This is a genomic window from Candidatus Coatesbacteria bacterium, from assembly GCA_014728225.1.
Lineage (GTDB): Bacteria > RBG-13-66-14 > RBG-13-66-14 > RBG-13-66-14 > RBG-13-66-14 > WJLX01.
Map to the genome: position 1 here is coordinate 1 of WJLX01000093.1, position 23986 is coordinate 23986.

The 23986-nt window shown below is 64.8% G+C and carries 23 protein-coding genes; 14 read left to right on the forward strand and 9 right to left on the reverse strand.

What is annotated here, in order from left to right:
• Positions 1-192: 192 nt before the first annotated feature.
• Positions 193-624: a hypothetical protein gene (locus tag GF399_06415; GenBank protein ID MBD3399948.1), complete on the reverse strand. Its 432-nt coding sequence runs from the start codon at positions 622-624 to the stop codon at positions 193-195.
• 274 nt (positions 625-898) lie between these two features.
• On the opposite strand from GF399_06415, the gene GF399_06420 reads away from it, so the two are divergent.
• The 13 genes from GF399_06420 (at position 899) to GF399_06480 (ending at position 13084) form a co-directional block, all read left to right on the forward strand.
• Positions 899-1618, forward strand: coding sequence for a hypothetical protein (locus GF399_06420; GenBank protein ID MBD3399949.1), 720 nt, complete (start codon positions 899-901; stop codon positions 1616-1618).
• A 35-nt stretch (positions 1619-1653) separates the two neighbouring features.
• The gene (locus GF399_06425) at positions 1654-3282 is read left to right on the forward strand and encodes an OmpA family protein (protein ID MBD3399950.1); all 1629 of its coding nucleotides are present in this window, start codon (positions 1654-1656) and stop codon (positions 3280-3282) included.
• 573 nt (positions 3283-3855) lie between these two features.
• A complete protein-coding gene (locus tag GF399_06430; GenBank protein MBD3399951.1) occupies positions 3856-4170 on the forward strand; it encodes a hypothetical protein in 315 nt (104 codons plus the stop codon).
• On the forward strand, positions 4163-4807 hold the full coding sequence (locus GF399_06435) for a hypothetical protein (protein ID MBD3399952.1): 645 nt from the start codon (positions 4163-4165) through the stop codon (positions 4805-4807). Before GF399_06430 ends, GF399_06435 begins: the two co-directional genes overlap by 8 nt.
• A 2-nt stretch (positions 4808-4809) precedes the next feature.
• Positions 4810-5115 carry a hypothetical protein gene (locus tag GF399_06440; GenBank protein MBD3399953.1) on the forward strand — a complete coding sequence of 102 codons (306 nt, stop codon included), beginning with the start codon at positions 4810-4812 and terminating at the stop codon, positions 5113-5115.
• Positions 5108-5335 carry a hypothetical protein gene (locus GF399_06445; protein ID MBD3399954.1) on the forward strand — a complete coding sequence of 76 codons (228 nt, stop codon included), beginning with the start codon at positions 5108-5110 and terminating at the stop codon, positions 5333-5335. Before GF399_06440 ends, GF399_06445 begins: the two co-directional genes overlap by 8 nt.
• 29 nt (positions 5336-5364) lie before the next feature.
• A complete protein-coding gene (locus GF399_06450) occupies positions 5365-5622 on the forward strand; it encodes a hypothetical protein (GenBank protein ID MBD3399955.1) in 258 nt (85 codons plus the stop codon).
• Between the two features lie 1032 nt (positions 5623-6654).
• A complete protein-coding gene (locus GF399_06455; GenBank protein MBD3399956.1) occupies positions 6655-7524 on the forward strand; it encodes a hypothetical protein in 870 nt (289 codons plus the stop codon).
• Position 7525: 1 nt separating this feature from the next.
• Positions 7526-8713 (forward strand): PQQ-binding-like beta-propeller repeat protein, encoded by a 1188-nt coding sequence (locus GF399_06460; protein ID MBD3399957.1) that lies wholly within the window; start codon positions 7526-7528, stop codon positions 8711-8713.
• A complete protein-coding gene (locus GF399_06465; protein ID MBD3399958.1) occupies positions 8703-9104 on the forward strand; it encodes a cytidine deaminase in 402 nt (133 codons plus the stop codon). Before GF399_06460 ends, GF399_06465 begins: the two co-directional genes overlap by 11 nt.
• A gap of 659 nt (positions 9105-9763) precedes the next feature.
• Entirely contained in the window at positions 9764-10426 is a 663-nt protein-coding gene (locus GF399_06470) for a sigma-70 family RNA polymerase sigma factor (protein MBD3399959.1), read from the forward strand.
• A gap of 501 nt (positions 10427-10927) precedes the next feature.
• A complete protein-coding gene (locus tag GF399_06475) occupies positions 10928-11677 on the forward strand; it encodes a hypothetical protein (GenBank protein MBD3399960.1) in 750 nt (249 codons plus the stop codon).
• 408 nt (positions 11678-12085) lie between these two features.
• Positions 12086-13084 (forward strand): hypothetical protein, encoded by a 999-nt coding sequence (locus GF399_06480; protein ID MBD3399961.1) that lies wholly within the window; start codon positions 12086-12088, stop codon positions 13082-13084.
• 1051 nt (positions 13085-14135) lie between these two features.
• On the opposite strand, the gene lpxA is transcribed toward GF399_06480, so the two are convergent.
• From lpxA to bamA, 6 genes are all read right to left on the reverse strand, one after another.
• A complete protein-coding gene (gene lpxA, locus GF399_06485; protein MBD3399962.1) occupies positions 14136-14927 on the reverse strand; it encodes an acyl-ACP--UDP-N-acetylglucosamine O-acyltransferase in 792 nt (263 codons plus the stop codon).
• A 3-nt stretch (positions 14928-14930) separates the two neighbouring features.
• On the reverse strand, positions 14931-15398 hold the full coding sequence (gene fabZ, locus GF399_06490) for a 3-hydroxyacyl-ACP dehydratase FabZ (GenBank protein ID MBD3399963.1): 468 nt from the start codon (positions 15396-15398) through the stop codon (positions 14931-14933).
• A 365-nt stretch (positions 15399-15763) separates the two neighbouring features.
• Positions 15764-16633: a UDP-3-O-[3-hydroxymyristoyl] N-acetylglucosamine deacetylase gene (gene lpxC / locus GF399_06495; protein MBD3399964.1), complete on the reverse strand. Its 870-nt coding sequence runs from the start codon at positions 16631-16633 to the stop codon at positions 15764-15766.
• A 232-nt stretch (positions 16634-16865) separates the two neighbouring features.
• Positions 16866-17921 carry a UDP-3-O-(3-hydroxymyristoyl)glucosamine N-acyltransferase gene (lpxD, locus tag GF399_06500; protein MBD3399965.1) on the reverse strand — a complete coding sequence of 352 codons (1056 nt, stop codon included), beginning with the start codon at positions 17919-17921 and terminating at the stop codon, positions 16866-16868.
• Positions 17922-17948: 27 nt separating this feature from the next.
• The gene (locus GF399_06505) at positions 17949-18482 is read right to left on the reverse strand and encodes a hypothetical protein (protein ID MBD3399966.1); all 534 of its coding nucleotides are present in this window, start codon (positions 18480-18482) and stop codon (positions 17949-17951) included.
• A 99-nt stretch (positions 18483-18581) separates the two neighbouring features.
• Positions 18582-20885, reverse strand: a complete 2304-nt coding sequence (bamA, locus tag GF399_06510) for an outer membrane protein assembly factor BamA (protein MBD3399967.1) — start codon at positions 20883-20885, stop codon at positions 18582-18584.
• Between the two features lie 340 nt (positions 20886-21225).
• Between bamA and GF399_06515 the strand changes: the two genes are divergently transcribed.
• Entirely contained in the window at positions 21226-21768 is a 543-nt protein-coding gene (locus GF399_06515; GenBank protein ID MBD3399968.1) for a cation-binding protein, read from the forward strand.
• A gap of 222 nt (positions 21769-21990) precedes the next feature.
• Here GF399_06515 and GF399_06520 read toward each other — a convergent pair whose 3' ends face one another.
• A complete protein-coding gene (locus GF399_06520) occupies positions 21991-22911 on the reverse strand; it encodes an SPFH/Band 7/PHB domain protein (GenBank protein MBD3399969.1) in 921 nt (306 codons plus the stop codon).
• A gap of 610 nt (positions 22912-23521) precedes the next feature.
• Complete coding sequence (locus GF399_06525; GenBank protein ID MBD3399970.1) at positions 23522-23974, reverse strand: hypothetical protein; 453 nt, start codon at positions 23972-23974, stop codon at positions 23522-23524.
• Between the last annotated feature and the right edge of the window lie 12 nt (positions 23975-23986).

Consider the following 23986-nt stretch of genomic DNA (forward strand, 5'->3'; position numbering starts at 1 on the left):
GTTTTTGCGGAGGCGGACCGTTGCCGCCGCTCCAACGGTCGCCGAGATGCAAAAACCGTGCCGGTTCCGGCGGCTGAGGTGGGTCGAGGTTGCCGGGCTCCGGGGTCGTTTTTCAACGGTTCCGGGGAAAACACAGACGGCGGGGCGCCGCTGATCGGGCGTCCCACCGTTGTTTTGCCAGGATGGTTGGGGCTAGAAGTAGTAGGTCATGCCGCCGAGGGCGCCGAAGGAGAAGTTAGTTCCCTCACCGACGAAGAGGACGGGACGGATCTCGAGGTCGAGGTAGAAGCCGGCGCCCAGGGGGATGGCGACGCCGCCGACCATGGGGATGGTGAAGGCGCCGTAGTTGTCGGCGAAGGCGAAGCCGATGCCGGCTCCGACGTAGGGGACGACGCTGGAGAGGCGGAAGTTGTATTTAGCGGTGGCGGTGATCATGCCGGCGCCGGTGAAAAAGTCGAAGGCGGGCTCGATTTCCAGGCTGCGGGTGAGGTAGAGGGAGGCGTGGAAATTGAGATCGAAGGCGGAGCCGAGGACGCCGAGCTTGAGTCCGGCGCCGAAGCTGCCTGCGGCGGCGGGGACGACGATGAGCGCGAGTAGGATGATGATGAGAGCAGTCTTTTTCACTTCGGGCCTCCTGTTCGGGTGGTTTTTATTGAGTGGCAAGCGTCAATCGTGCTTAGTGAGATTATAAACCGCGGGGTCGTTGAAGGCAAGACTCGCAGAAAAAAATATAAGAAAATGCTAATATGTTATTGATAACAGGGCTGTTGGGGTTTTCCGAGCAATGATCGGTAACACTGGGATTGTCTTAGCGCTTTCCTTTTGCTAAACTTGGTCCATTGATGGACTTGCGTTTTTCCACATTCTCTGTCCCACGAAACAACAAGAGGAGGTAACGGTGAAAAGAGCATTGTTGTTTGCCACGGCCGTCCTGCTGGTGTTGGGGCTGGTGGGTTGCACGGACCCGATCGCCAACACTCCGCTGCAGGATCAGGAGCCGCCCAATTCGCCCACCCGGGTCAAGGTCTTCCCGCCTTATAACCCGGCCGATCCGGACGCCGTCGACGGCACCTTCCTGGTTTACCGGGAGTGGTCGGTCGATCCCTACGGTTTCGGTGACGGTTTGGAGCGTCCCGAGGCTCTCGAATATCCCTACGTGGTGATGTACGAGCCGGGCGGCGAGCTGGTTTATTCCGGCTTCAACGTTTACCGGGCCCAGTCCGACGGTGAGGGCGGCTACCAGGTCTTCGAGCTGCTCAATACCGACGGCTATCTCATGCCCGAGACTCTGCGTCCCAAACCGACCTGGGAGAACGGCGATCCGGTTCCCAAGGATCCCCCGACGGCGGACTTCAGCGAGAACGAACTCGATTTCCCCGCCTATCAGGCCGACCTGGACGGCTTCAAGTACGACCAGAACCCGCTGGATCCCGAATGGGACCCGCGTGACGCGAGCGGTTACTTCCCGCTCAACTACTACGCCTACGCCCGTCGCGCCTATGGTTACGTTGACAACGGCTTTGCCGTGGGTGCCGATTACACCCAGTATGCCTGGGCCGTCGTCTTTGTCGATTCCGCCGGCAACATGTCCGACGCCGTCATCGCTACGGTCGAATAACACGACCAAAACCGGCAGCCTAGAAGGAGGCTTTGATGAAGAAGTTCTTAGTTCTAGCAACGCTGCTCGTCGTTTTGGTCGGCATGGCCGCAGCCGAGGGTACGCATCCCTACGGCATGGCGGGTATGTTCAAGACCTGGCGAGCCAACACCATCCAGCAGTGGGGCCTGTCCCTGGGCCTGCACTTCGATGTCTGGAGTTATCGTCGTGAACTGGCCGGCTCCAGCTATGAATACGCTGAGGTCGATATCAGCGATCCCATCGACGAGATTTGGAGCCGCAACCCCTTCCAGTTGACCCTGTGCTTCCTGGACGCCTGGGAGCTCTCCGTGGCCCCCAGCTTCGGCGCCCACAAGGTCTTCGACACCGAGATCGAGGTTCTCGATATGTCGGAGCTCTTCATCGGCACCAAGGTCAACTTCATCTTCGAGGAAGAAAACGGCTACCTGCCGGCGATGGCGATCATGATCAACGCCGACATCGGCGACATGGGCATCAACACCCACTACGACTTCCGTCCCAAGGACGTCGAAAACGACTACACCCTGGATTTCATCTACGCGCTGAGCAAACACGTCGGCCGTGACGACATCTTCAGCTACGCCCTCAACCTTGGCTACCGCCTGACCCTGGCCGATCTGGGCGTCTACGAGTACGCCTTCGACGAGGCCGAGGGTGAGACGACCGAAACCAAGGTCGGCACCGTCGCCGCGCCCGACTACTTCATCTACGGCGTCGGCTTCGAGGTCAAACCCACCGACAACTTCGCCTTCATCACCGACTTCAACGGCCGGATCTCCTTCGGCGACGAGGTCGAGCGTTACGGTGAGAGCGAGGAGATCTCCGACACCTGGTTCCAGATCATCCCGGGTATCCGCCTCTCCGGCGACGATTTCCTCTACTGGGACTTCGCCGTGCCGATCGGCGTGGGCCCCGACAACCCCTGGATCGAGGTCATCACCGGTTTCAGCGCCGACATCGACCTGGTGCCGCGCGATTCCGACGGTGACGGCATCCCCGATGAGGACGACGTTTGTCCCAAGCAGCCCGAGGATTACGACGGCTTCGAAGACGCCGACGGCTGCCCCGACCTGGATAACGACGAGGACGGCATCCCCGACACCGAGGACCGTTGCCCCGACGAACCCGAGGACAAGGACGGCTTCGAGGACGCCGACGGCTGTCCGGATCCGGACAACGACGGTGACGGCATCCCCGACGAGGACGATGACTGCCCCAACGAGCCTGAGACCGTCAACGGTTACCAGGACGAGGACGGCTGCCCCGACGAGAAGCCCGTCGAGCCCGTCTACGAGGGTCCCAAGACCATCCGTCTGGACGAGATCAACTTCGAGCCCAACACCGCCGTCATGCGGCCGGGCTACCGGAGCTCCCTCGACCAGGCCGCCGAGATCCTCAAGGAGTACCCGTCCCTGACCGTCACCATCTCCGGCCACACCACCGACCGCGGTGAGCGGGGCTTCCTAATGGAGCTCTCCCGCGACCGCGCCCAGGCCGTCGTCGACGCCCTGGTCAACGACTACGGTATCGACCGCGGCCGTCTGACCGCCGTCGGTCACGGTCCGGACAAGCCGGTGGCCAGCAACTCCACCTCCAGCGGCCGGGCCCAGAACCGCCGCATCGAGTTCGAGGTCAACGACTAGACCGAGAACGACAGTGGTTGCAGTAACTCTCCGGGGGGCCTTCCAGGCCCCCCGGTTTTCGAGTTCCGCCAGTCTGATGGTGATTACTGGTTGACGCAAAAGATACGATCTGTCCCGGATGAGCAGTGGGCAACGAAATCATTGCTCTGTAACGGACGATCCAGCACCCCTGGACGGCGCGGGCCTGCGCGGCGGAGGAGACAGCCGCCGACGGGCGGAGCTGGAGAAGCTCTACCCGGCCGAGATCGAGGAGCGCATCCGGGGTATCCAGAGCGGGGCGGGCTGGGCCGAGGGACAGCTCGAAGCTCATTATGAAAACCATTCCAATGGATACGCATCCTTCGACGATTACAAGGCGTCCGTCGAAAAAACACTTCAAAGCCCGGACAGGGTGATAACAAGGTATTACAGGGACAGACGCGGGACAGAACACTGCCAGTGGGCGTTTTATAATGCGGAAGAAGACACTCTTGTGCATGTCTACCAGGCGAGCGGTCGGATAGGGACGGCATATAGGTCGCGGGCCTGGCGCAGCGAAGATTACATGCGGACAGATACGGTGGAGGTGCTGAGATGAAGGCGACGGAACTTTACAAGCGATTAGTCGCGGCGCTGGCCGATGGAGACACCGATGAGGCGGACGCCGTCGTCGAGGCCCGCGACTACGTTGCCGCTGAACAGCGGGACGGTGATAGCCTAGTGATCGAAGCCGACAAGGCCCTCGTCCGCGCGGCGGATGTGCTGAGTGGCGTGGTCGATACGTTCGCCGATCGGCGGGGCGAGCCGGAGTGGTGGCACAACCTCTGGACGATCATCGAGGGCGAGTATCCCCTCGATCAGCTCCCCGAGCACGTCCGCGACCTCGCGGAAAAACTCTACTATGACTGAGGTCAACCAGGCGGACCTCTTCACCGGCCGGGCGCCGGTCGACGAGGACCTGACGCCCGCGCAGCGGATGAAACTGATCCGGCGGCGCTTCGGCCGCTGCCGGACCCAAACCGAGGACGGACGATGCACTGCCTGGACGACGAGCGACGGACAGCCGATGGAGATCACGCCCGAGCGCTGCCTGCGCTGCCGGGGAATGACCAACGCCTACTTCGGTGACCCGGGCAAACCCGGCGCGGGCCTGCGCGGCGGTGAGGGCAGCCACCGACGGGCGGAGCTGGACAAACTCTACCCGGCCGAGATCGAGGAGCGCATCAAGGGTATCCAGAGTGGGGCGGGCTGGCCGGAAGCGTCACGCCGAGGGCTGGACTGGCATTACGAGAAACACCGTGAGGACCTGGAGCTCTCCACGAGCGATGAGTGGTCACTCGACCAGTATCAGGCCGAGTCTTTGCGAGTGATCCGGGAGGCCGATCGGGTGATGACTTATCACAAGCCGGGGACCACGGACACCGTGCGCTGGGGCTTCTATGAAAGCGCGAGCGGGTTGTATGCGGCTGTGGACGGACAGTCTGGGGCTATAGCTACAATGTTCGGGTCTGAGTACCTGGATACAAGTGCATATGTGGAGGTATAAGGATGACCTGGGAAGCTGTTTATCTTAAGCAGGTGGCGTTGATAAACGATCCGCCAGAGGAATTCGACGTCGCAGATGCTCTCCGTGCCAGGGGAAGGATGCAGGGCAAGGTTGTGGAAGCTGAGACGGTAAACGAGGCTGATAGGAAACTTGTCAGGGTAGCACTTTATACCGAGGGCGATCCGCACATCCCAGCCTCTGGAGAACAATGGTTTGAGAACATCAAGGCCATCGCCCGGGGCGAGTATCCCCTCGACAAGCTCCCCGAGCACGTCCGCGACCTCGCGGAAAAACTCTACTATGACTGAGGTCAACCAGGCGGACCTCTTCACCGGCCGGGCGCCGGTCGACGAGGACCTGACACCCGAACAGCGGATGAAGATGATCCGGCGGCGCTTCGGCCGCTGTAAAACTCAGACCGAGGACGGACGATGCACCGCCTGGACGACGAGCGACGGCCGGCCGATGGAGATCACGCCCGAGCGCTGCCTGCGCTGCCTGCGCCTGGTGGCGAGGAAGCGCCGCTGACCAACGAGGAGCGGACGCGGGCGCGGCTGATGAAGATCGCCTACCTGTCCGACGCGGGCCGCGCCCGCTGGCGCGCGGACGCCCGCCGGCGGTACGAAGAACAGCTCCGACTCGTCCGCCTCCTCGGCGAGGAACTGAGGCGGGCCGAGCGGGAGCTGCAAGAGCTTGCGCGGGAGATGGAGGCTAGCTTGACGCCCGAGGAGAAGCGACAACTGGCCGAGAAAAGGCGGCGGCGCGGACTACTGCGCAGCGCCGCCCGGGACGACGAGATCAGGAACGGGTATTGACGCGTGAGGCCGGAGGTCAGGGAGTGGAACCAGGCTCCTCGCGGGGCACATGTAGGGAGCTAATGGCGGTTGCGACCCGCTCCAGTGCGCGATTTAGCCTAGACATTGCTTCTTTATTGTCATGGGCCTCTCCGCCTAATGAGGTCCACCCCCTGTACTCCTCCGGACCGTACTGCTTGAGCAGGGCCTCCTCGGCGGCCTTGGCCGCCCTTCTTGACGCTTCGGCCGTTGCTTCCGCTGCTCTCCTCGACTTACACGAGTTTACCGCGGCGATCACAGCCACGACGAGTGCGCCGAGGGTTACACCTAAACTGACCCAGTCAACGGTTGACACGCCTGCCTCCATGTAAATGGTGGTGATTGCAATGAGTGCATCACTACAGATGGTTACAGAATTCACCGACACCAACGCCCACTTAATCGAAGCCGAGGACGGGCGCTGGGATCTGTACGACTTCCTGACGGCGTACGGCCACCGGCCGGGCGCCGGTCGACGAGGACCTGACGCCCGTGCAGCGGATGAAACTGATCCGGCGGCCGACATAACTCACGACTGAAAACGCACCCGCAGCCACTACTCTTCACGGTTAATAACAACCTTGCGTTGGCGAGAGGGCGGGTCGAGCCGCGGTGGTTCCTGACCTCCAGCGGTAAGCACAACAGCTTAGCGATCAGGGTAACCGTTGCGCGGTCCGGCGCGGAGCCGCCGGCGCGGTTTTTGCCCACCGGCGCGCCGCTCCGGGACCGACATCGGCCAAGCGGGGGTCGGGCTCGCGGGAACGCCGCGAGGGCTCCCGCAAAAACCGTGACGGCGGCGGCGGGGCGGCTCAGGCCGCCTACCGGCCCCGTCACGCTTCTTGCACCCGCGGCCTTCCGCGGGGAAGGCCGCGGGCAACAAGCGCGCCGGAGCCTCGAACCCCGGCCTTTCGGCGACCGCAGCAACAACCGGCTCCGTCTGGCCGTCGGGGCGGTGTTGAGTTATCATAGTGGTCGGTGAACTAGTCGATTACCGGGCTGGAGGTGAGGCGTCGGATGCGTGTCTTCGTATCGGTGGATCTGGAGGGGGTGGCCGGGCTGGTCAACTGGCCCCAGTTCAGCGGCCCGGACAGCCTGGAGCTGGAGTTCTCCCGCCGCCAGGCCACCCGCGAGGTGGCGGCGGTGGTCGACGGCCTGCGCCGGGGCTGCAACGCGGCCGGTGAGGAGCTGGAGGAGGTCGTCGTCGCCGATTCCCACGCTGAGAGCCTCTACCTGCTGCCCGAGGAGCTGCCCCGAGTGGTCTCCCTGATCCGGGGCTACCCCCGGCCGAGTTACATGATGGAGGGGCTGGAGGAGGGCCAGGCCCTGGCCTGCCTGATCGGCTACCACAGCCGGGTGGGCGAGGCGGCGGCGCCGATGGACCATTCCTACTCCGGGTCGGCGGTCTACCGGCTGTGGCTCGACGGGACCGAGATCGGCGAGCTGGAGATCAACGCGGCCTACGCCGCCGCCCGGGGGGTGCCCGTCGGGCTGGTGTCGGGGGACGACAAGCTGGGCGGCCAGGTGACCGCCTCCCTGGGGCAAGCGGTGGAGTTCGTTGAGACCAAACGCGGTCTGGGTCATTTTTCCGCCCGCGCCACGCATCCCGAACTGGTGCTGGAGCGTCTGGAAACGGCGGCGGCGGCGGTGGTGGGCAGACTGGCAAGCCTGCCGCTCTACGAGCCCGCCCCGCCCGACGGCCGGACCCATGAGCTGCGCGTCGAGTTGGTCCACACCCTGGCGGCGGACCTGGCCGCCTACTACCCCTGCTTCGAGCGCCGTGACGGCCGGACCGTGGTCATCCGCGACAGCGACCTCGTCCGGCTCTACCGGGCCTACCTGGGTCTGCTGGTGACCTGCGGCGCGGCGACCAGGATGAGGTCCTGAGATGAGCACACGCTGGCGCGCCGTGATTCTTCCCCTGCTGCTGGCGGCGGCCATCGCCGCGGTGATCGTGGCGGGAATCCACTGGGGCGGCACGGCCACAGCGCCGACGACGCCGGACGCCCTCCACCGTCCCGAGCCGACGCTCGAAGAGATGGCGGCCTGGCGCTGCGCCGGTCGCGACGCCGGCCACCGCGGTTGGTGGGCGGGTGAGCTGGAGTCGCTGCCGGAGGAGCGCTGGCGCTATGAGCTGGGCCGGCGCAGCCTGGCGGCGCCGATCGTCGCCGACGGCGTCGTCTACTTCGGCGGAGAGGAGGGCACCGTCGTCGCCCTGAACCTCGCCGACGGCGCGGAGTTCTGGCGCGTCGAGCTCGGCGGCCCAGTGCGCGGCGCTCCGGCCTGGGACGGCGAGCGCCTCTACCTGGCCCTGGGTCGGGGCACCCTGGCCGCCCTGGACCCCCAAACCGGCGCGGAGCTCTGGCGCGCCGAGCTGAGCGGTCCCGTCGACACCGGTCCCACGCCCTACGGCAACCTGCTGTACCTCGGCGACGAGGCCGGCGTGCTCCACGCCGTCGACCGGCTGACCGGCGAAACTCTCTGGATCCACGCCGGCCAAGCGCCGATCCTCTCCCATCCCGCCGTCGACGCCGCGACAGTCTACTACGCCGACCAGGCCGGGGTGGTCCACGCCCTGGACCGTCTGAGCGGCGTCGAGCGCTGGCGGGTGCGCCTGGAGAGCCGGGTCTACGGCGGTGTCGTTCTCGACGAAGAACGCCTGTTCGCCGTCTCCCGCACGGGCCAGGTCGCCGCCCTCAACGCCGTCGACGGGACTCTTTTAGCCCAGACCGACGTCGGCCATCCGCCGGTTGGCCCGCCCGTCGTCGGTGACGAGCACCTGCTGCTGGCCACGGACCGGGCCCGCCTCTATCGCCTGGACAGCAACGAGCTGGTCGGGCGCTGGGAGGTCAAGCTGGGCGACTACCCGGGCGGCGGCCCCCTCGCCGTCGGCGGCGTCGTCGTCTGCCCGACATGGTTCGGCAGGCTGCGGGCCTACGGCCTGGGCGAGGGCGAGCTGCTGTGGGAGCTGGACTCGCCGGGCGCCTTCTGCGACGCTCCCCCGGCCTTCGATGAAACCACGGGCACCCTGGTCGTGCTCTATCAGGACGGGACCCTGATCGCCTATGGACGCTGAGCGGATAGAGCAGTTACTGACCGCCGCCCTGGAGGCCCGCCGCCGGGCCTACTGCCCCTACTCGGGCTTCGCCGTCGGCGCCTGCGTCGAGGCCGCCGACGGTCAACGCTTCAGCGGCGTCAACGTCGAGAACGCCGCCCTGGGGGAGACCATCTGCGCCGAGCGCGCCGCGGCCGCCGCCGCCGTGACCGCCGGGGCCCGACGGCTGAAGGCCTGCGCCGTGGTCGGCGGCCCCGTCGACGGAAAACCCCGCGCCGTCCAACCCTGCGGCTCCTGCCGCCAGGTGCTCCACGAGCTCGGCGGCTCCGGGCTCCTCGTCATCACCCTCGGCCCGCGGATTGCCCGACTGGGCGAGCTGCTACCGCAACCCTTCGGCGAACCGCACCCGTAGCATTACCCGACCCCACGTTAGTTAACAGCGCAACCCACCCTGCCGGAGCGAGTCCAACACGACCGCTCCGTTGCCACGACCGGCGGGACGGCAAGGGCTGAACCTGACCACCTGTCCGGCCTCCAACCAGCGCACTTTACCCTGCGGCCGATCACCAGCCGGACCGCTGTATACCGTCCAGCGCCGCTGAAAACCGTACTAAATCACTGAACACCGTCATCACACATTCGCCGCTTACCGACTCCAACCGAGGAAGAAACCGCCGGGCAGAAACCCGCTTCCGTCTGGCGACCCCCCACCCGTTGAGATCACCACCAACGGAACCCGCTCCACTGCTCCGGTCGGCCGTTGATTTGCGACGGGCTCTTATCGCCCCCTCCCGAACGGCCTTTACAAAATATGACATTGAGCGGCCTTCAGCTTCTGCCGCAAGTACGGTTCCCGACCCGTCAACCGCCACCTGGCTGTTGTTGCTTACTCTTTCGTTGGCGTTAAGCCGCTTGACAGCCCGCCGCCGCCGACAACCCCCAACCCCCCAAAACCCTCGACAGCGGAAAAACTTGCAACCATCCATCTTTACCTACATACTAACTACACCAATCAACCACCCCGACAGCGACATCACCCGGCGGGAACCCGCCGAGCACCCGAGACGTATCATGGACAAGAGCGACACCCAGCCCAAACTCGAAGCCGAGAACCCGCTGGGGGACGACAAGCACCGGAAGACCAAGGGGGACGCTTTGCAGCGGACCGTCACACTTTCGCAGAGCGAGCGCGAGGCCTACGAGAAGTTCGTCGACGAGCACAGCAAAGAGGTCTTCAGCATCGCCATGGTGCTCACCGGCGACTACCACAAGGCCAGCGAGCTGGCCCAGGAAGCCTTCCTCAAGCTCTACCGCTCGCTGAGACACTTCGATCCCGGCCGCTCGCTGCGCAACTGGCTGTTCACCGTGCTGAAGAACCTCTACATCGATTCCTGGCGCCGTGAAAACCGGATGAAAACCACCTCGATCGACGAACCCATCCACCTCGGCGGCGGCTCCAGCGTGCCCTTCCAACTCGAAAGCGAGACCGCCGATCCCGAACAACGCACCGGCTCCCGCGAAGTGGCCCGCATCGTCCGCTCCGCCATCAGCAAGCTGCCCAGCAAGTACGCCATGGCCGTCGCCCTCTGTGACCTCGAAGGCCTGACCTACGAGGAGATCAGCGAGGTGATGGACTGCTCGATCGGCACAGTCCGCTCACGCATCCACCGCGGCCGCAAACTGCTCAAGCAACGCCTGGAACACCTGGCGCCCCAACTCCTGGGTACCACCTAAACCACTGTGAGACCTAAACCGGGGCCTGGATTAGGGGCCTGGATAAACCGGCTGGGTTATAGACCGGGTTTACAAGGGGCTGACGCTCAGGAAAACCGACTCCCACGGGGCCTGGACTCACAGCGACTGAACGGACACGTCACCGGGCCGGCGCCGTAATACCAACCAAGCTTGACCTGACCCCCGCTAGGATGCCCCCGGATCGACGCCGCGCCGGACCAAAGCTACCGAACGACCCCCAACGGCCGGACGTGTTGCCACCCGCTGAAAACCACTCAAAAGCGATCCCTCTTCAAGCAGCGCCTTGATGAAACAGCGATCTGAACGAGCCGCAGACCCCGACCGCTTGCCCGGTACTCCGGCTATCTTGCCCGCCGAAAAAGTGGAAACTACCGCCCCCGCCCCGGCGTAAACCAACCCGAAGAACCCCGGCGAACAGCCGCCTTGACAACCACTCCTTGACAACCACCCCAAGACCCGCTTCCGGTAACAGGAGTTGCCTTGAACTGCTGGCGAGTCAAGAACCTGCTCTCGGCCTTTCTGGATAACGAACTCGACGGCTCGACCACCAAAGCCATCCGCGAGCACCTGGCCGATTGCCCCGCCTGCGCTCAAGAGGCCGAGCACCTGAGCTTCCTCAAGAGCGCCCTGGCCGACCTGCAACATCAGCCCCCGCCCGATCTGGCCCGACGGGTGATGAACCGGGCCTTCAACCCCGTTTCCGAGCGCGTTCAAACCTTCGGCCTGCGCCGCAGTTGGGCCTACGCCCTGGCGGCGGTGGCCTTCGCCGTCGTCGTCGTCGGCGCCCTGGTCTGGGGCTTCGCTCCCTCGGGCGCGGGCGACTCCGCCCAGCTCGACGAAATACCCCTCCTCGGCGCCCTCGGCGGTGAAAGCTCCAGCGCGCTTGCCCTGGACGAGAAGAAAACCGTCAAGACGCCCCTCGAGCACCTCGAGGCCGAGCTGACCCCCCAGCCCAACGAGTACCTGGCCAACCACCTGGCCAACTCCGAGCCCTCCACCCCGACCAGCCAGGACCTCTCCCGCCACGTCATCGCCGACGAGGCCCTCAACCGCGAGGCCACCCAGGTCGTCTCCAGCGAGGCCGGGGTGACCTTCTCGATGGTTTCCGCCTCGGCCGCGGGTCGCCCGGGTTCCGAGACCGCCACCCTGCCCGCCCTGCCCACGGAGTCCGAGAGCGCCGAAACCGCCGGCGCCTTGCCCGAAGCCGCGGCCGACGAATCCGGCAACTAGAGTCAGCATCGTTCCAGTCAGACAACAACGCCCTCCGGGGCGTTGTTGTTTATGGCGCCGCCTCCGCAGGCGAACCGAGTGAAACCCGGCAAGACAGAAGCAGTCCCGGATTACCCGAGACCGTGCCGACGGCGACGCATCGTGTCGCTGATTACATGACAGCCCGCGAAGGCGTTCGGCCTGGAACGAGCTGTTTTTCCGCTACACGTTTGTCCGCTATCCGGACCCCGACACACAAGGGGGCCCCTCGAAGCTGTTAAACGGCACCATACCGCCGGGCCGGCGCTCGGTAACCGGACCCTTGGCCGCCGTGGTCGCCTTGAGGTACACTGCAAGCACCATCGGTCGGTGAAACTACCCCCGCTTCCCCTGCGTAAAGCTAATACGCCCACCCGTCCCCAAAAACCGATGCCCCGACGCTGGTCAACTCTGCTGCTGTTGCTGCTCGCCGCCCCGGCCCTGCGGGCCGACGAGGCCATGGACGTCCTGCTCAAAGCCCTCTTCGGCAACCCCAACGCCGATTTCGTCGGTGTCAAGCAGATCGTTCTCTATAGCGGCTCCGTCGCCGAGGCCCTCGAGATGGAGGTCAGTTGCCAGGCCGAGGGCGCCACGCGCACCGACTATCTCTCGCCGCCGACGATGCGCTCCCGGGTGGTCATCGACGACGGCGATTACCTCTACTCCTTCGACCCCCACCTCGAGATCACCGTACGCTCCCTCTCACCGGCCCGGGTGGAGCGTAAGCTCTCCGACGCCCAGCGTCGCGAGCTGATCGGCGACAACTACGTTCTCTCGCTCAATAACGGCGACACCATCGCCGGGCGACCCACCTACAGAATCGAGGTCGTCAGCCGCGAGGGCTTCACCCCCAACCGCTCGCTCTGGGTCGACCGGGACAAGTTCATCGTGTTGCAATCCAAGGAGGAGTGCGGCGACTCCGCCGCCAACTCCAGCTTCACCTGGATCCGGTACCCCGACGAACTCGACGACGAGCTGTTCGCCGAGGAGCAGTTCTCCGGCGAGATCATCGAGGAGCAACCCCTCTCGGCCAAAGCCTCGACCGAGGAGCTACAGCGCCGCGTGGGCATCGAGCCCGTCGTCCCCCCGGAGCTGCCCGGCGGCTTCATCCTCGTCGAGCAGATGCTCACCCGCCGCGACGGCGCCACCTACGCCGTCCACCTCTCCTACACCGACGGCCTCGAGGGCCTGTCCGTCTTCGAAGAGAAGGCCGGCAACCGCAACCTCGTCGGCCAGTCCATCACCCTCGGCGGCACCGATCTGCACCTCAACCGCAGCGCCAACTACTCCGTCCTGCAGTGGAGCCACGGCGGCGTCACCTTCACCCTGGTCGGGCAGTTGACCCGCTACGGTCTGCTGCAGATCGCCGGCGCGCTGATCAACTACTGAGCCGTTGTCGGCAAGCTCCGGGCATCTGTCGGCGGGGTCCTGTCCCCGCCGTAACTGGATGGGTGGCGGAACAGCAGCTCGGACCAAGCCGGATTGATAGGGTTGGTGGATTGAGAGGGACCAGTTGACGTCGACGGGGCTATCTCGCAGGGTTCCCTGACATATCGAGAACATAATCAGAGAAAGTCAATTACAAGCGAGTAAGTCATTCTAAGTATGTTAGGCATCCCACACGCCAGCGGAGCAGTCCGCCACAAGTGGATAGCGTTGTTCCCAAGCGCTCAGAAGGCGGCTCGAGGACTTCACCGGCAGCGGCTTTAGCGACTGTTTTCAAGGGCTCATCACACGAGCCGAACATCAGCTATTGCAGTTGGGTTCTTCCCGTGGCGTGAACGGGTCTGTCATCCCGCCACCGACGCGGCGGGCAATGTGGCGGGGAAGAGCAGCTCGGGGTACCGGCACGCCAACCGTCCTAGCTGCGACAACCGTCACCACTACTGCTGCGCCGACGGGCGGCATCAGTGCGAGCCTCGCGGCAAGCCGTTCTAGCAGCGTCGCCGGGGCGCCGCAACGCGCCACCTAAAAACCACCTGGAGGATTCAAGCGTAGCTTCAGACGTGGCATTAAGGAGTTGGAGTTCAGCTTCAACAAAAGAAACGATCCCGGCCTGCCAGACTACCTAAGAAGCATCCTGATCGGTCCGTGATCGGGTGTGATCCCTAAGTGATTACCCCGAGCCGCTGGATCATTCTTGCAAAACTACCTGGCAGGCCCCTGGTAGGGCATGGCGCACAACCGGACGGCTGAAGGTGACGAACCCGCCGTACAAGCTATTCCCGGCGCGGCGGTCGGGCATCCGCTCTACCGCCGCTTGAACCCCTGCTCGTCTGCGACAGGGTCGAGCCGCCCAGCCCAGCGTTTTTCTGGTAGTTGGGGAACCCGACAAGCCGCGCAGGGAGGACCTGCTGGTCTTCCCGTCTTTACTATTCCGGCAGCAAAAGGGCCGACCAGGCGGGTCGGCCCTCCAGTTTATCCAGTCTGTCCGTCGGGCTCAGTTTTTGGCCGTGTCGTAGAGCAGGCCGCGATCCGACTTCTCGATAAAATCCAGAATGTGCTCGATCTCCGGCGTGGGCTCGAGCTCCTCGCGGATGCGCTTGACGGCGTTGGAGGTCGACAGGCCGCTGCGGAAGATGAAGCGGTAGGCCCGCTTGACCAGCTTGATGGCCTCGGGATCGAACCCCCGCCGCTGCATGCCGATAACGTTGACCGCCCCGACGCGCACGCTGGGGTAGCTGAAGACGACGACGAAGGGCAGCACGTCCTTGGTGATCATCGAACCGCCGCCGATGTAGCAGTGGCCGCCGATGGTGGTGAACTGATGCACGCCGACCAGACCGCCGATGGTCGCGTGGTCCTCGACGGTGACGTGACCGGCCAGGGTAGCCGCGTTGGCCATGATCACGTGGTCGCCGACGACGCAATCGTGGGCCACGTGGCAGTAGGCCATCAGCAGGTTCTGGTCGCCGACGACGGTCTGGTTGCTGGCCGCGGTGCCGCGGTGGATGGTGACGGATTCACGGATAATGTTGTTATCACCGATGATCGTCTGGGCCGGCTCACCGGAGAATTTCAGGTCCTGGGGCACCACGCCGATGACGGCGAAGGGAAAGATGGTGTTGCCCTCGCCGATAATCGTTCGGCCCTCGACGACGACGTGGCTCTTGAGCCTGGTGCCCGAGCCGATACGCACCGGGCCGTCGATGACACAGAAGGGACCGACGTGGACGTCGTCGGCCAGTTCGGCCCGGCTGTCTACGATTGCGCTGGGATGGATTTCCGCCAACGGTTACCCCTTTTTCTTGCGGTTCTTGATTTCCGGCGCCCCGGCGGGCACCTCGAAAAAACAGGTCAGCTTGGCCAACGTGGTCGGCTTGCCGTCGACACTGGCGACGGTCTTCATCCGGCACAGACCACGGTGGATGCTCAGGATCTCCGCCTCCAGGATCAGCTGGTCCCCCGGGACCACGGGCCGCTTGAACTTGGCCTCCTCGACGCCCCGGAAGAGGATGATCTGGCCGTCCTCGAGGTCGTAGGAGAAGTGAAGGAGGATGCCCCCGGCCTGAGCCAGGGCTTCGATCTGCAGGACGCCGGGCATCAGCGGCTCGTCGGGGAAGTGGCCGACGAAGTAGGGCTCGTTGTTGGTGACGTTCTTGAGCGCCTTGATCCGCTTGAGCGGCTCGACCTCGAGGATGCGATCCACCAACTGGAAAGGATAGCGGTGGGGCAGTTTGCGTTGAATGCCCTTGACGTCCATCACGGGCTTGGTCATCGGTGGAACCTCCCTCGGTGAACGGGGTTATTATGATGATGAGCGCAACCGTACTCATTCTACCACAGCGGGCCGCACCGCGGCAGGATTGGGCGGGAGGTTCATTCACCTGGTACCCCGGAGGGCGCCGTCATTGCGACCCAGTATCGAAGATAGCGCAGGGCGGGGGTTCTGTACCCCGCCCACTGGCTGAGAACCACTCCGCCGGATTCCGTCCGCCAAACCCGAGCACTGCTACGGGCGACTGCGGACAGTCGCCCCGACGCGTCCAAGGCTAACGCAAAAAAAACGGACCGCGCTGAAGGTTGGCCGTATTCCTAAAGCGATCGCAGAGGCGGGGCGCCGTTCACTCACGAGCCGCCGTTGCCGTCCAGCAACCCCAGGCGTTGGCGCAGCTCCAGGGCCAGGGCCACGTTGGCCGTATGTCCGCCCTTGATGCTGATCACCCGGGCCCGCAGCGGCGAGCCGACCAGGGTCAGGTCGCCGATCAGATCCAGCAGCTTGTGCCTGACGAACTCGTCGGCGAAGCGCAGGTTGTCGTTGAGGACCTCCTCTTCGCCGATGACCACGGCGCAGTTGAGCGAGCCGCCCTTGATCAAACCCGCCCGGCGCAGTAGGGAAACCTCGTGCAAAAAGCAGAAGGTCCGCGCCGGGGCGATCTCCTCGGCGTAACGCTCCGGCTCCAGCACGAACTCCCGGTACTGGCTGCGCAGCACCGGGTGGTCGAAGTGCAGCGAGAAGGAAAGCTGAAGCGGCCCCCGGTGGGGCAGCAGGATCATCTCGGCCTCGCCGACGCGGCACTCGACGATCTCCTTCGGCGCCAGGTAGCGCCGACGGGCGTCCTGCTCGACCCGCCCGGCCCGGCGCAGCGCCCGCACGAAGGGCCAGGAGCTGCCGTCGATCACCGGCGGCTCATGGTTGTCGAGTTCGATGACGGCGTTGTCGATCCCACAGCCCCGCAGCGCCGAGAGGATGTGCTCGACGGTGTGGACCTCGACGCCGTCCATCGCCAGGGTGGTGCCCCGGCTGGTGTCGGTGACGTTCTCGGCCAGGGCCCCGATCTCCGGAGCGCCGTCGACGTCGACGCGACGAAAACGGTAGCCCGCTTCGGCCTCCGCCGGCAGGAACCGCAGGCTGCACTCGTCTCCGGTGTGCAGCCCGATGCCCGCCACGCTGACGGGCTGGGAGATGGTCGCCTGGTTTTCTCCGGCCATGGCCATTGTGCTCGCAGATAGCTCGTTTCAACTCCAGGTAAAACCCGCCGAGCCCGTTGACGGGCAGCAACTTTCCCGTGGGCCACGGCCCCGGGCGCCCCGGAGTTGGCACGGTTTTTGCATCTCGGCGACTGGGCGACCGGCGGGTACGGTTGCGCCTCCGCAAAAACCGTGCCAACTCCGGGGCCGGGGAATCGTTGACGTCGCGCTGCCCGTCAACGGGCTCGGCGCAGGTCGCTCAGTCGTGTTCCTCGAGTTCGGCCAGGCGGGTATCGAGTTCGGCGACGCGCTTGGCCAGGCGGCGCAGTTCCCTGGTTTTCTCGGGCAGCTTGTGGAGGACGGCTTCGAGGCGTTTGGTGGTCATCGCCGGGCGGGCGGGGTAGCCCAGCCAGGTTTCACCGGCGGGGATGTTCTTGGAGAGGCCGCTCTTGGCGCCGACGATGGCGTTGTCGCCCAGTTCGAGGTGCCCGGCCAGTCCGACCTGGCCCATCAGGATCACGTGGTCGCCGAGTTTGCAGGAGCCGGAGACGCCGACCTGGCCGGCCATGATCGAGTCCGCACCGATGATGACGTTGTGGGCGATCTGGACCAGGTTGTCGATCTTGGTGCCGCGGCCGATGCGGGTCGAGCCCAGGGCGCCGCGGTCGACGGCGGCGTTGGCGCCGATCTCGACGTCGTCTTCGATGACGACGTTGCCGATCTGGGGGATCTTGCGCCAGGCGGCGCCGTCGGGGGCGTAGCCGAAGCCGTCGGAGCCGATGACGGCGCCGGGGTAGACAATGACGCGCTCGCCGAGGACGCAGTCCTCGCGGACTACGACGTTCTGGTAGAGCAGGGAATCGGCGCCGATGCGGCTGCCGCGACCGACGTAGCAACCGGGGCAGAGGCGGACGTGATCGCCGATGACGGCGTCGGCGCCGATGCAGACCTGGGCGCCGACGGCGACGCCCTCGCCCAGTTCGGCGCCGGGAGCGATGACGGCGCTGGGATGGACACCGGGTTCGGGCAGGTCCACGGGGGGGGCGAAACGGGCGATAAGGCGGCTGAAGGCCAGGTAGGCGTTATCACAGCGGATGAACGGCACCGGGCCGTCGACCTCGGCGTCACGATCGACGACGACGGCGGCGGCCCGGCACTTATCCAGCCAGCGGGCGTAGCGCATGTTGGTCAGGAAGGTGACCTGGCGCGGTCCGGCCTCAGTGATGGTGGCCACCCCGTCGACGGGGGCGGCGGCGTCACCGTCGGTCAGTTCGCCCTCGAGCAGTACGGCGACCTCGCCCAGGGTCAACTCCACGTGATGCTCCCGCGCCTCGCCGGAGCTCTAAGTTCCGGCGGTTTCGTTGAGGGTTTCGATGACCTTGTCGGTCAGGTCGTAGGCTTCCTTGATGTAGAGGATGGCGGAGTGGTCGAGGATGATGTCGAATTCGCCGTCCTTGCCGATCTGTTCGATGACCTCGTAGATACGCCCGTAGAGCTTTTCCAGGCCTTGTTTCTCCTGGGCCTCCAGGACACTGATGGCGTTGTCGCGCTCGCGCATGGCCTCTTCGACCAGGCGTTGGCGTTCGCTTTCGAGTTCGGCGCGTTTTTCGTCGGAGATGGGCTGATTGAGCTTCTCGTCGATAGTCATGATCTGAGCGGAGTACTCGTCGAGTTTGGGCTGGACCTCGGCTTCCTTCTCCTGGATCCGGGTCTGCATCTCGAGCATGAACTCCTGGACCTCGATCCACTCCTCCTGGACGAGCTGCAGGTTGACGAAGGCCACGAGGAGTGGTTCTTCGTCCTCACCATCGTCCTGGGCCAGGACGGGCGGGCAGAGCGCCGTTATCAGCAACAGGATCAGGGCGGTCTTCTTCATTGGTGACTCCTTGGAAAGCGAGTTTAACCTCCGGCCCCGGCGGGGCGGATTAGTTGGTTACGTGGTCGAGGGCGGCGCCGTTCCGAAAAAACGCGCGGCCTAGAAGGTATTCTCGATGGAGAAATGCAGCCGGCCCTCGGGCAGCTCGGGGCTCCAGCCGTAGTCGAAGCCCATCAAACCGACCATCGGCACGTCGATGCGTACGCCCAGGCCGAAGCCGTAGCCCAGGTCGGCCAGGTCAATGTCGGTGATCTTCTCCCAGCAGTAGCCGGAATCGAAGAACAGAAAACCGAAGACGAAGCGCTCGGAGATGGGGAAGCGGTACTCGAGGTTGTAGTAGAACTCGAAGGTGCCGCCGAGGAGCTTGTCGTTCTCGTCGCGGGGCGAGAGGTCGTAGTCCTGGTGGCCGCGGACGTCGTTGCCGCCGACGTAGAAGCGCTCGTAGACGGGGACACTGTCCGTATCACCGTAGGGGGCGACGTAGCTGGCCCGCACCCGGGCGGCCAGGGCGAACTTCCAGAAGCTGGGGAAGTAGGCCGTGGTGTAGCCGGTGATCTTGTAGTAGTCGACATCGCCGCCGAGGTAGCCGCCGCCGACCTCGAAGCTGAGGAACTGGCGCGAGCCCGAGCTGGGGAAGAAGTAGTTGTTGCGGGTGTCGTGGTTCAACGACAGCTGGATCGCGCTGGTGACATAGCTGCCGCCGGCGCTCTGGACGGCCTCGCTGGCGTCGTCGAAGGGGTCGAGGTTGGTCTCCGAGTAGTCGTAGCGCAGACGCCAGTTGGCGTCGTCCCCCAGGGGTCGGCCGACCAGGCCGTAGAAGCCGAAGGTTCTCTTCTCGTAGCGGAAGACGCTGCGCAAGCTGCTGGTGTAGACTCCGGCACCGACGGCGGTCTCGGTGTCCAAAAACCAGGGCTCGAGGAAGCTGAAGCGGTAGTTATCGCTGGAGCCGCCGATCTCGGCCTCCAGGGTCACCGACTGACCGCCGCCCTTGGCCTTCCAGAAGGCGGGCAGGGCCGCGGCGTCGAAATTGATCCAGGAGACGCTGAAGGTGCCCATCAGGCCCTCCTGGGTCGAGTAGGCGGCGCCGACGGAGATCTTCGTCGTTCCCTCGCGCTCGACGACGCGGACGGTCAGGTCGATCTCCCGGGTTTCCGGATCGACGTCCCATTCCGGGATGACGTTCTCGAAGTACTGCAGGTTGAAGACCCGCTCCAGGGAACGGCGGAAGGCCTTGCCGTTGAAGATCTCGCCGGGGTAGACGGTGAACTCGCGCCGGATGACCTTGTCCTTGGTGTAGGTGTTGCCGACGATGGTCAGCTCGCCGACGGTGGCCGGTTCACCCTCGTCGAAGACCCAGTGGTAGACGACGCGGTTGGAGTCATCGTCGATCTCGGTCTGCTCGTCGATCTCCATGAAGACGTAACCGTACTCCCAGTAGTCGTCCTTGATGTCGGCGACGGACTGATCGTAAGCGCTCAGATCGAGGACGTCGCCGGGCATCAGGCGCATCCGCCGGCGGATCTGGTTCTCGGAGAGAATGGTGTGCCCCTCGAAGGTGACACCGCCGAAGTAGTAACGCTCGCCTTCGTGGACGGTGACCAGGATGTCGACCTCGTCGCCCTCTTCGCTGAAGCTCAGCTCGTAGTCCTCGACCCGGGCGTTGATGAAGCCGCCGGCGTTGTAGCCGTCGACGATGCCGGCCATGTCGTCTTCGAGGGTCTGCAGGTCCAGGGTCGAGGCGTTCCAGAACTCGTCCTCGGACAGTTCCATGAACAGGTTGCGGATCTCCCAGTCGGTATAGGCGGTGTTGCCTTCGATTTCGATGCTGCGGATCCAGATTTCCGAGCCCTCTTCGACGACGAACTTGACCTCGACGCGGCCGTTGTCCAGCTCGGTGTACTCCGGGGTCACCTCGCAGCGGATCAGCCCGGCCTCCTCGCCCTGGGCCTCGACGGCGTTGACGATCTCGTTGATCGCCGCCGGGTCCAGGGGCTCGCCGGCCTTGAGGTAGGCGGCGATGGTCTCGCTGACGGTGTCGGCGTCCAACTCCTCGACACCGACGAAGGAGATGCGGTCGACGGTGGGGCGCTCCTCGACAATGAACACCAGCTTGACGCCCTCGGCGTAGGGCTCGGTGAGGACCTCGATATTCTCGAAGCCAGCCTCGGAAAACAGGCGTTCGATGTCGGCGGCGACGGTGGCCGGGGAGAGGGGCTGACCGACCCGGCTGGAGAGGCGCTCAAAGATGTAGGCGTCGTCGTAGATCTCGTTGCCGCGCACCTCGAGGGCCCGGATCACCGGCGCCCCCTGGGCCGCGACGACGTTCGCCGCGCCGAGGAGGGCGAGGCAGCTCAGTACGAGGACACCGGGTCGACTGCATTTCCAGGGGGGGGTTCGTCTCACGCGGACTCCGGGGTTGGTTTAACGGTTCTGGGGGCGCGCACGTCCCGACCCTGCGGCGCGGCGAAGCGCGGAGGGGTAAGCATTGTCGCATAGTAAAAAACGGCCTGTCAATCGCAGCCGTGGCAACCGGCAGGCCCGGCGGATGTCTCCGGGGGGCGTCTGCTTGATATACGCTGCGACGGGATAAAAGTTGCCCCCCGACGGCGGCCAACCACAGCGGCGGCAAAGACCCCCAGACCATCGGTGTGGTAAACTAATCGCCGTCGCCCCTTCTTGCGTCAATCAACCGCAACAGCAACCTCCAGCGAGGTGACCGTAGATGATGCCCGAGCGTTCCGCCATGCAGCCCATCGGCCCCCTGATGATCGAACATCGCCTGATCGAGCGTTTCATCACGGTGATCGAGGATGAGCTGCAAGCCCTCCGGGGAGGGCAGGCCCCCGACGTCGCCCTGCTGCGCGAGGCCGTCGATTTCTTCCGCACCTACGCCGACCGGACCCATCACGGCAAGGAGGAGGACATCCTCTTCCGGGCCCTGGAGAAGAAGGAGTTGACGGAAGAGCAGCGGCGGATGATGGCCGAGCTCACTGCGGAGCACGCCCGGGGCCGGGAGCTGGTCGACCGGCTGGAGGCGGCCGCCGGGGAGGGGGACGTCGATGGAATCACCGCCGTCCTCGACGAACTCATCGACTTCTACCCCCTGCACATCTTCAAGGAAGACCGCAAGTTCTTCCGTCCGGTGATGGAGCACTTCACCGACGATGAGATGCGGACCCTGCTCATGCGGATGAAAACCTTCGACCAGGGGATGATCCACGAGAAGTACACCCGGCTGGTCGAGGTGCATGAGGAACATGAGGAAGAAGAGGATGAGCGGGGCTGAGTTGTGTCGAGGGCGAGGTTAACCGGGGCGCGACTCGCCGCCCCGACACCCCGGGCGCTGTCTCCCGGACGCGTCGCCGCCGGCCGCCCCGCAGTATGGTGTAGTGTGGATTGCTAATCCAGCCAGGCCCCGGCGGGGCGGTGACGGTCTAGACGACCGAGGCGGCCCGGGGGCCGCCTCGGTGTTTGGTGCCCGGCTGATAGGTATGGGCTGGTTGGTGGCTTAGCCGGCGCCGCCGCCGCGGAACATCTCGGTCAGGGTACCGACGCTGCCCAGCACGTTGGTGAGTTCGAAGGGGAAGAAGATCTTGTTGGCCTCGCCCTGGCTGACGGCGTTGAGGGTGGTGAGGTACTTGACGGCGATGAGGTAGTTGGGCGCCACCTGCGGTCCGACGGCGTCCTTGACCTTGGTGATGGCGTCGTACTCACCCTCGGCGCGCAGGCGCAGCGCGTCGGCGTCGCCCTGGGCCTCCAGGCGCTGGCGCTGACGGTAGCCCTCGGCCTCGAGGATGGCCTCCTGCTTCATACCCTCGGCACGGGCGATGCGGCTTTCACGGTCACCCTCGGCGCGCAGGATGGCCGATTTCTTTTCACCCTCGGCCTCGAGGATCGTGGCGCGACGCTCACGCTCGGCGGTGGACTGCTTCTGCATGGCGGCTTCGATCTCGGGCGGCGGGGTGATGTCCTGCAGCTCGACGCGGTTGACCTTGACGCCCCACTTGTCGGTGGCCTCGTCGAGGACGATGCGCAGCTTGTTGTTGATCAGATCGCGGCTGATCAGGGTCTCGTCGAGGTCCAGCTCACCCATCACGTTACGCATCGTGGTCTGGGTCAGCTTTTCGATGGCCTGGGGCAGGTCCTGGATCTCGTAGAGCGCCTTGATCGGATCGGTGATCTGGAAGTACAGCAGGGCGTTGACCTGCATGCGGACGTTGTCCTTGGTGATCACGGCCTGGGCGGGGAAGTCGTAGACCTGCTCGCGCAGGTCGATCCGCTCGGTGGTGATCCGCTGGACGTAGGTGCGGCCGCGGACGCTCTTGTGCATGCGCCAGACGACCTTGCGCGGCTTGTCGACGATCGGCACGATCAGGTGCAGGCCGCTCTTGAGCGTGCGCTTGTACTCACCGAAGCGCTCGATGATCATCACTTCGGCCTGCTTGATGACCTTGAAGCCGGCGATGGCGAAGATCAGGATGAACAGCCCGGCGGCGCCGATGGCGATATAGGCGCCGAGCCCCCAGCCATCAACGTCGCCGTTGTAGGCCAGGGCCGTCGACGGCAGGACCAGCAGCAGCAGCGGGATCAGGAACGCGAGTTTATTCTTCAAAGGTTCACCCCCATTGAGGTTGACGGTTGGAATAGGCGACCAGGTTGTAGTTGAAGCTTGTCGAGACCAGCGGCGGCCGGCTTCGGATCCCGGGGTGGCTCTGCGCGGCGAGGCCGCGTGGAAGACTGGTTCCGGGCGTTGATGTTTGAAGCGTGAAGACCAAAAAACGCTGGCGAACCGTCGCCCCTCGTTATAATTGCACAGTCAAGGGACCCAAGACTCCGCGCTCGAGGTACAGCCTGCTGCGGCGGGGTTAGCGACGATCCGCTCCGTCTTTTTTACTGACGGCGCCGCCGGTTGGACTGCGCTGTTTGCCTGGTTCTTTGCCGGGTTGTTTGGCTGACTGTTTGCCCGGTTGAAAACAACGGAGAAACAACTTGGGCCGCGTATCCGGCCGGACTCCGCGCCGACGGCGGCCCCGGAACGGCTAGCCGGCCTCCTCGAGGGGCTCGACGAGGAGCTTGATGCCGTCGACGCCGGTGACCTTGAGCCGGGTGCCGATCTCGAAACTGATATCGCCGGGGTGGGGGTAGTAGGCCCGCCACTCCTCGGCGCCGATCTTGACGTAACCGTGCTGTTCGTCGGTGATGGGTCGGGTGACCACGGCGGTGCGGCCGATCAGGGCCTCGACGTTGGTCTTGGCCTCACCCTCCTCGTACCTCTTCTCGTCCTTGAAGAACAGGCGCCGGCTGAGGAAGACCAGTAGCGCGCCGCCGACGACGAAGATGACGAGCTGCCAGATGACGGCCATCCCGGTCAGCGAGACCAACGCCGTGATGCCCCCGGCGACGCCGAAGGGCAGCAGGAAGAAACCGGGAACCAGGATCTCGGCCATGGCCAGCACGAAACCTACGATCAGCCAGATGTGCCAGGGGAGCATCGTCGTCCTTTC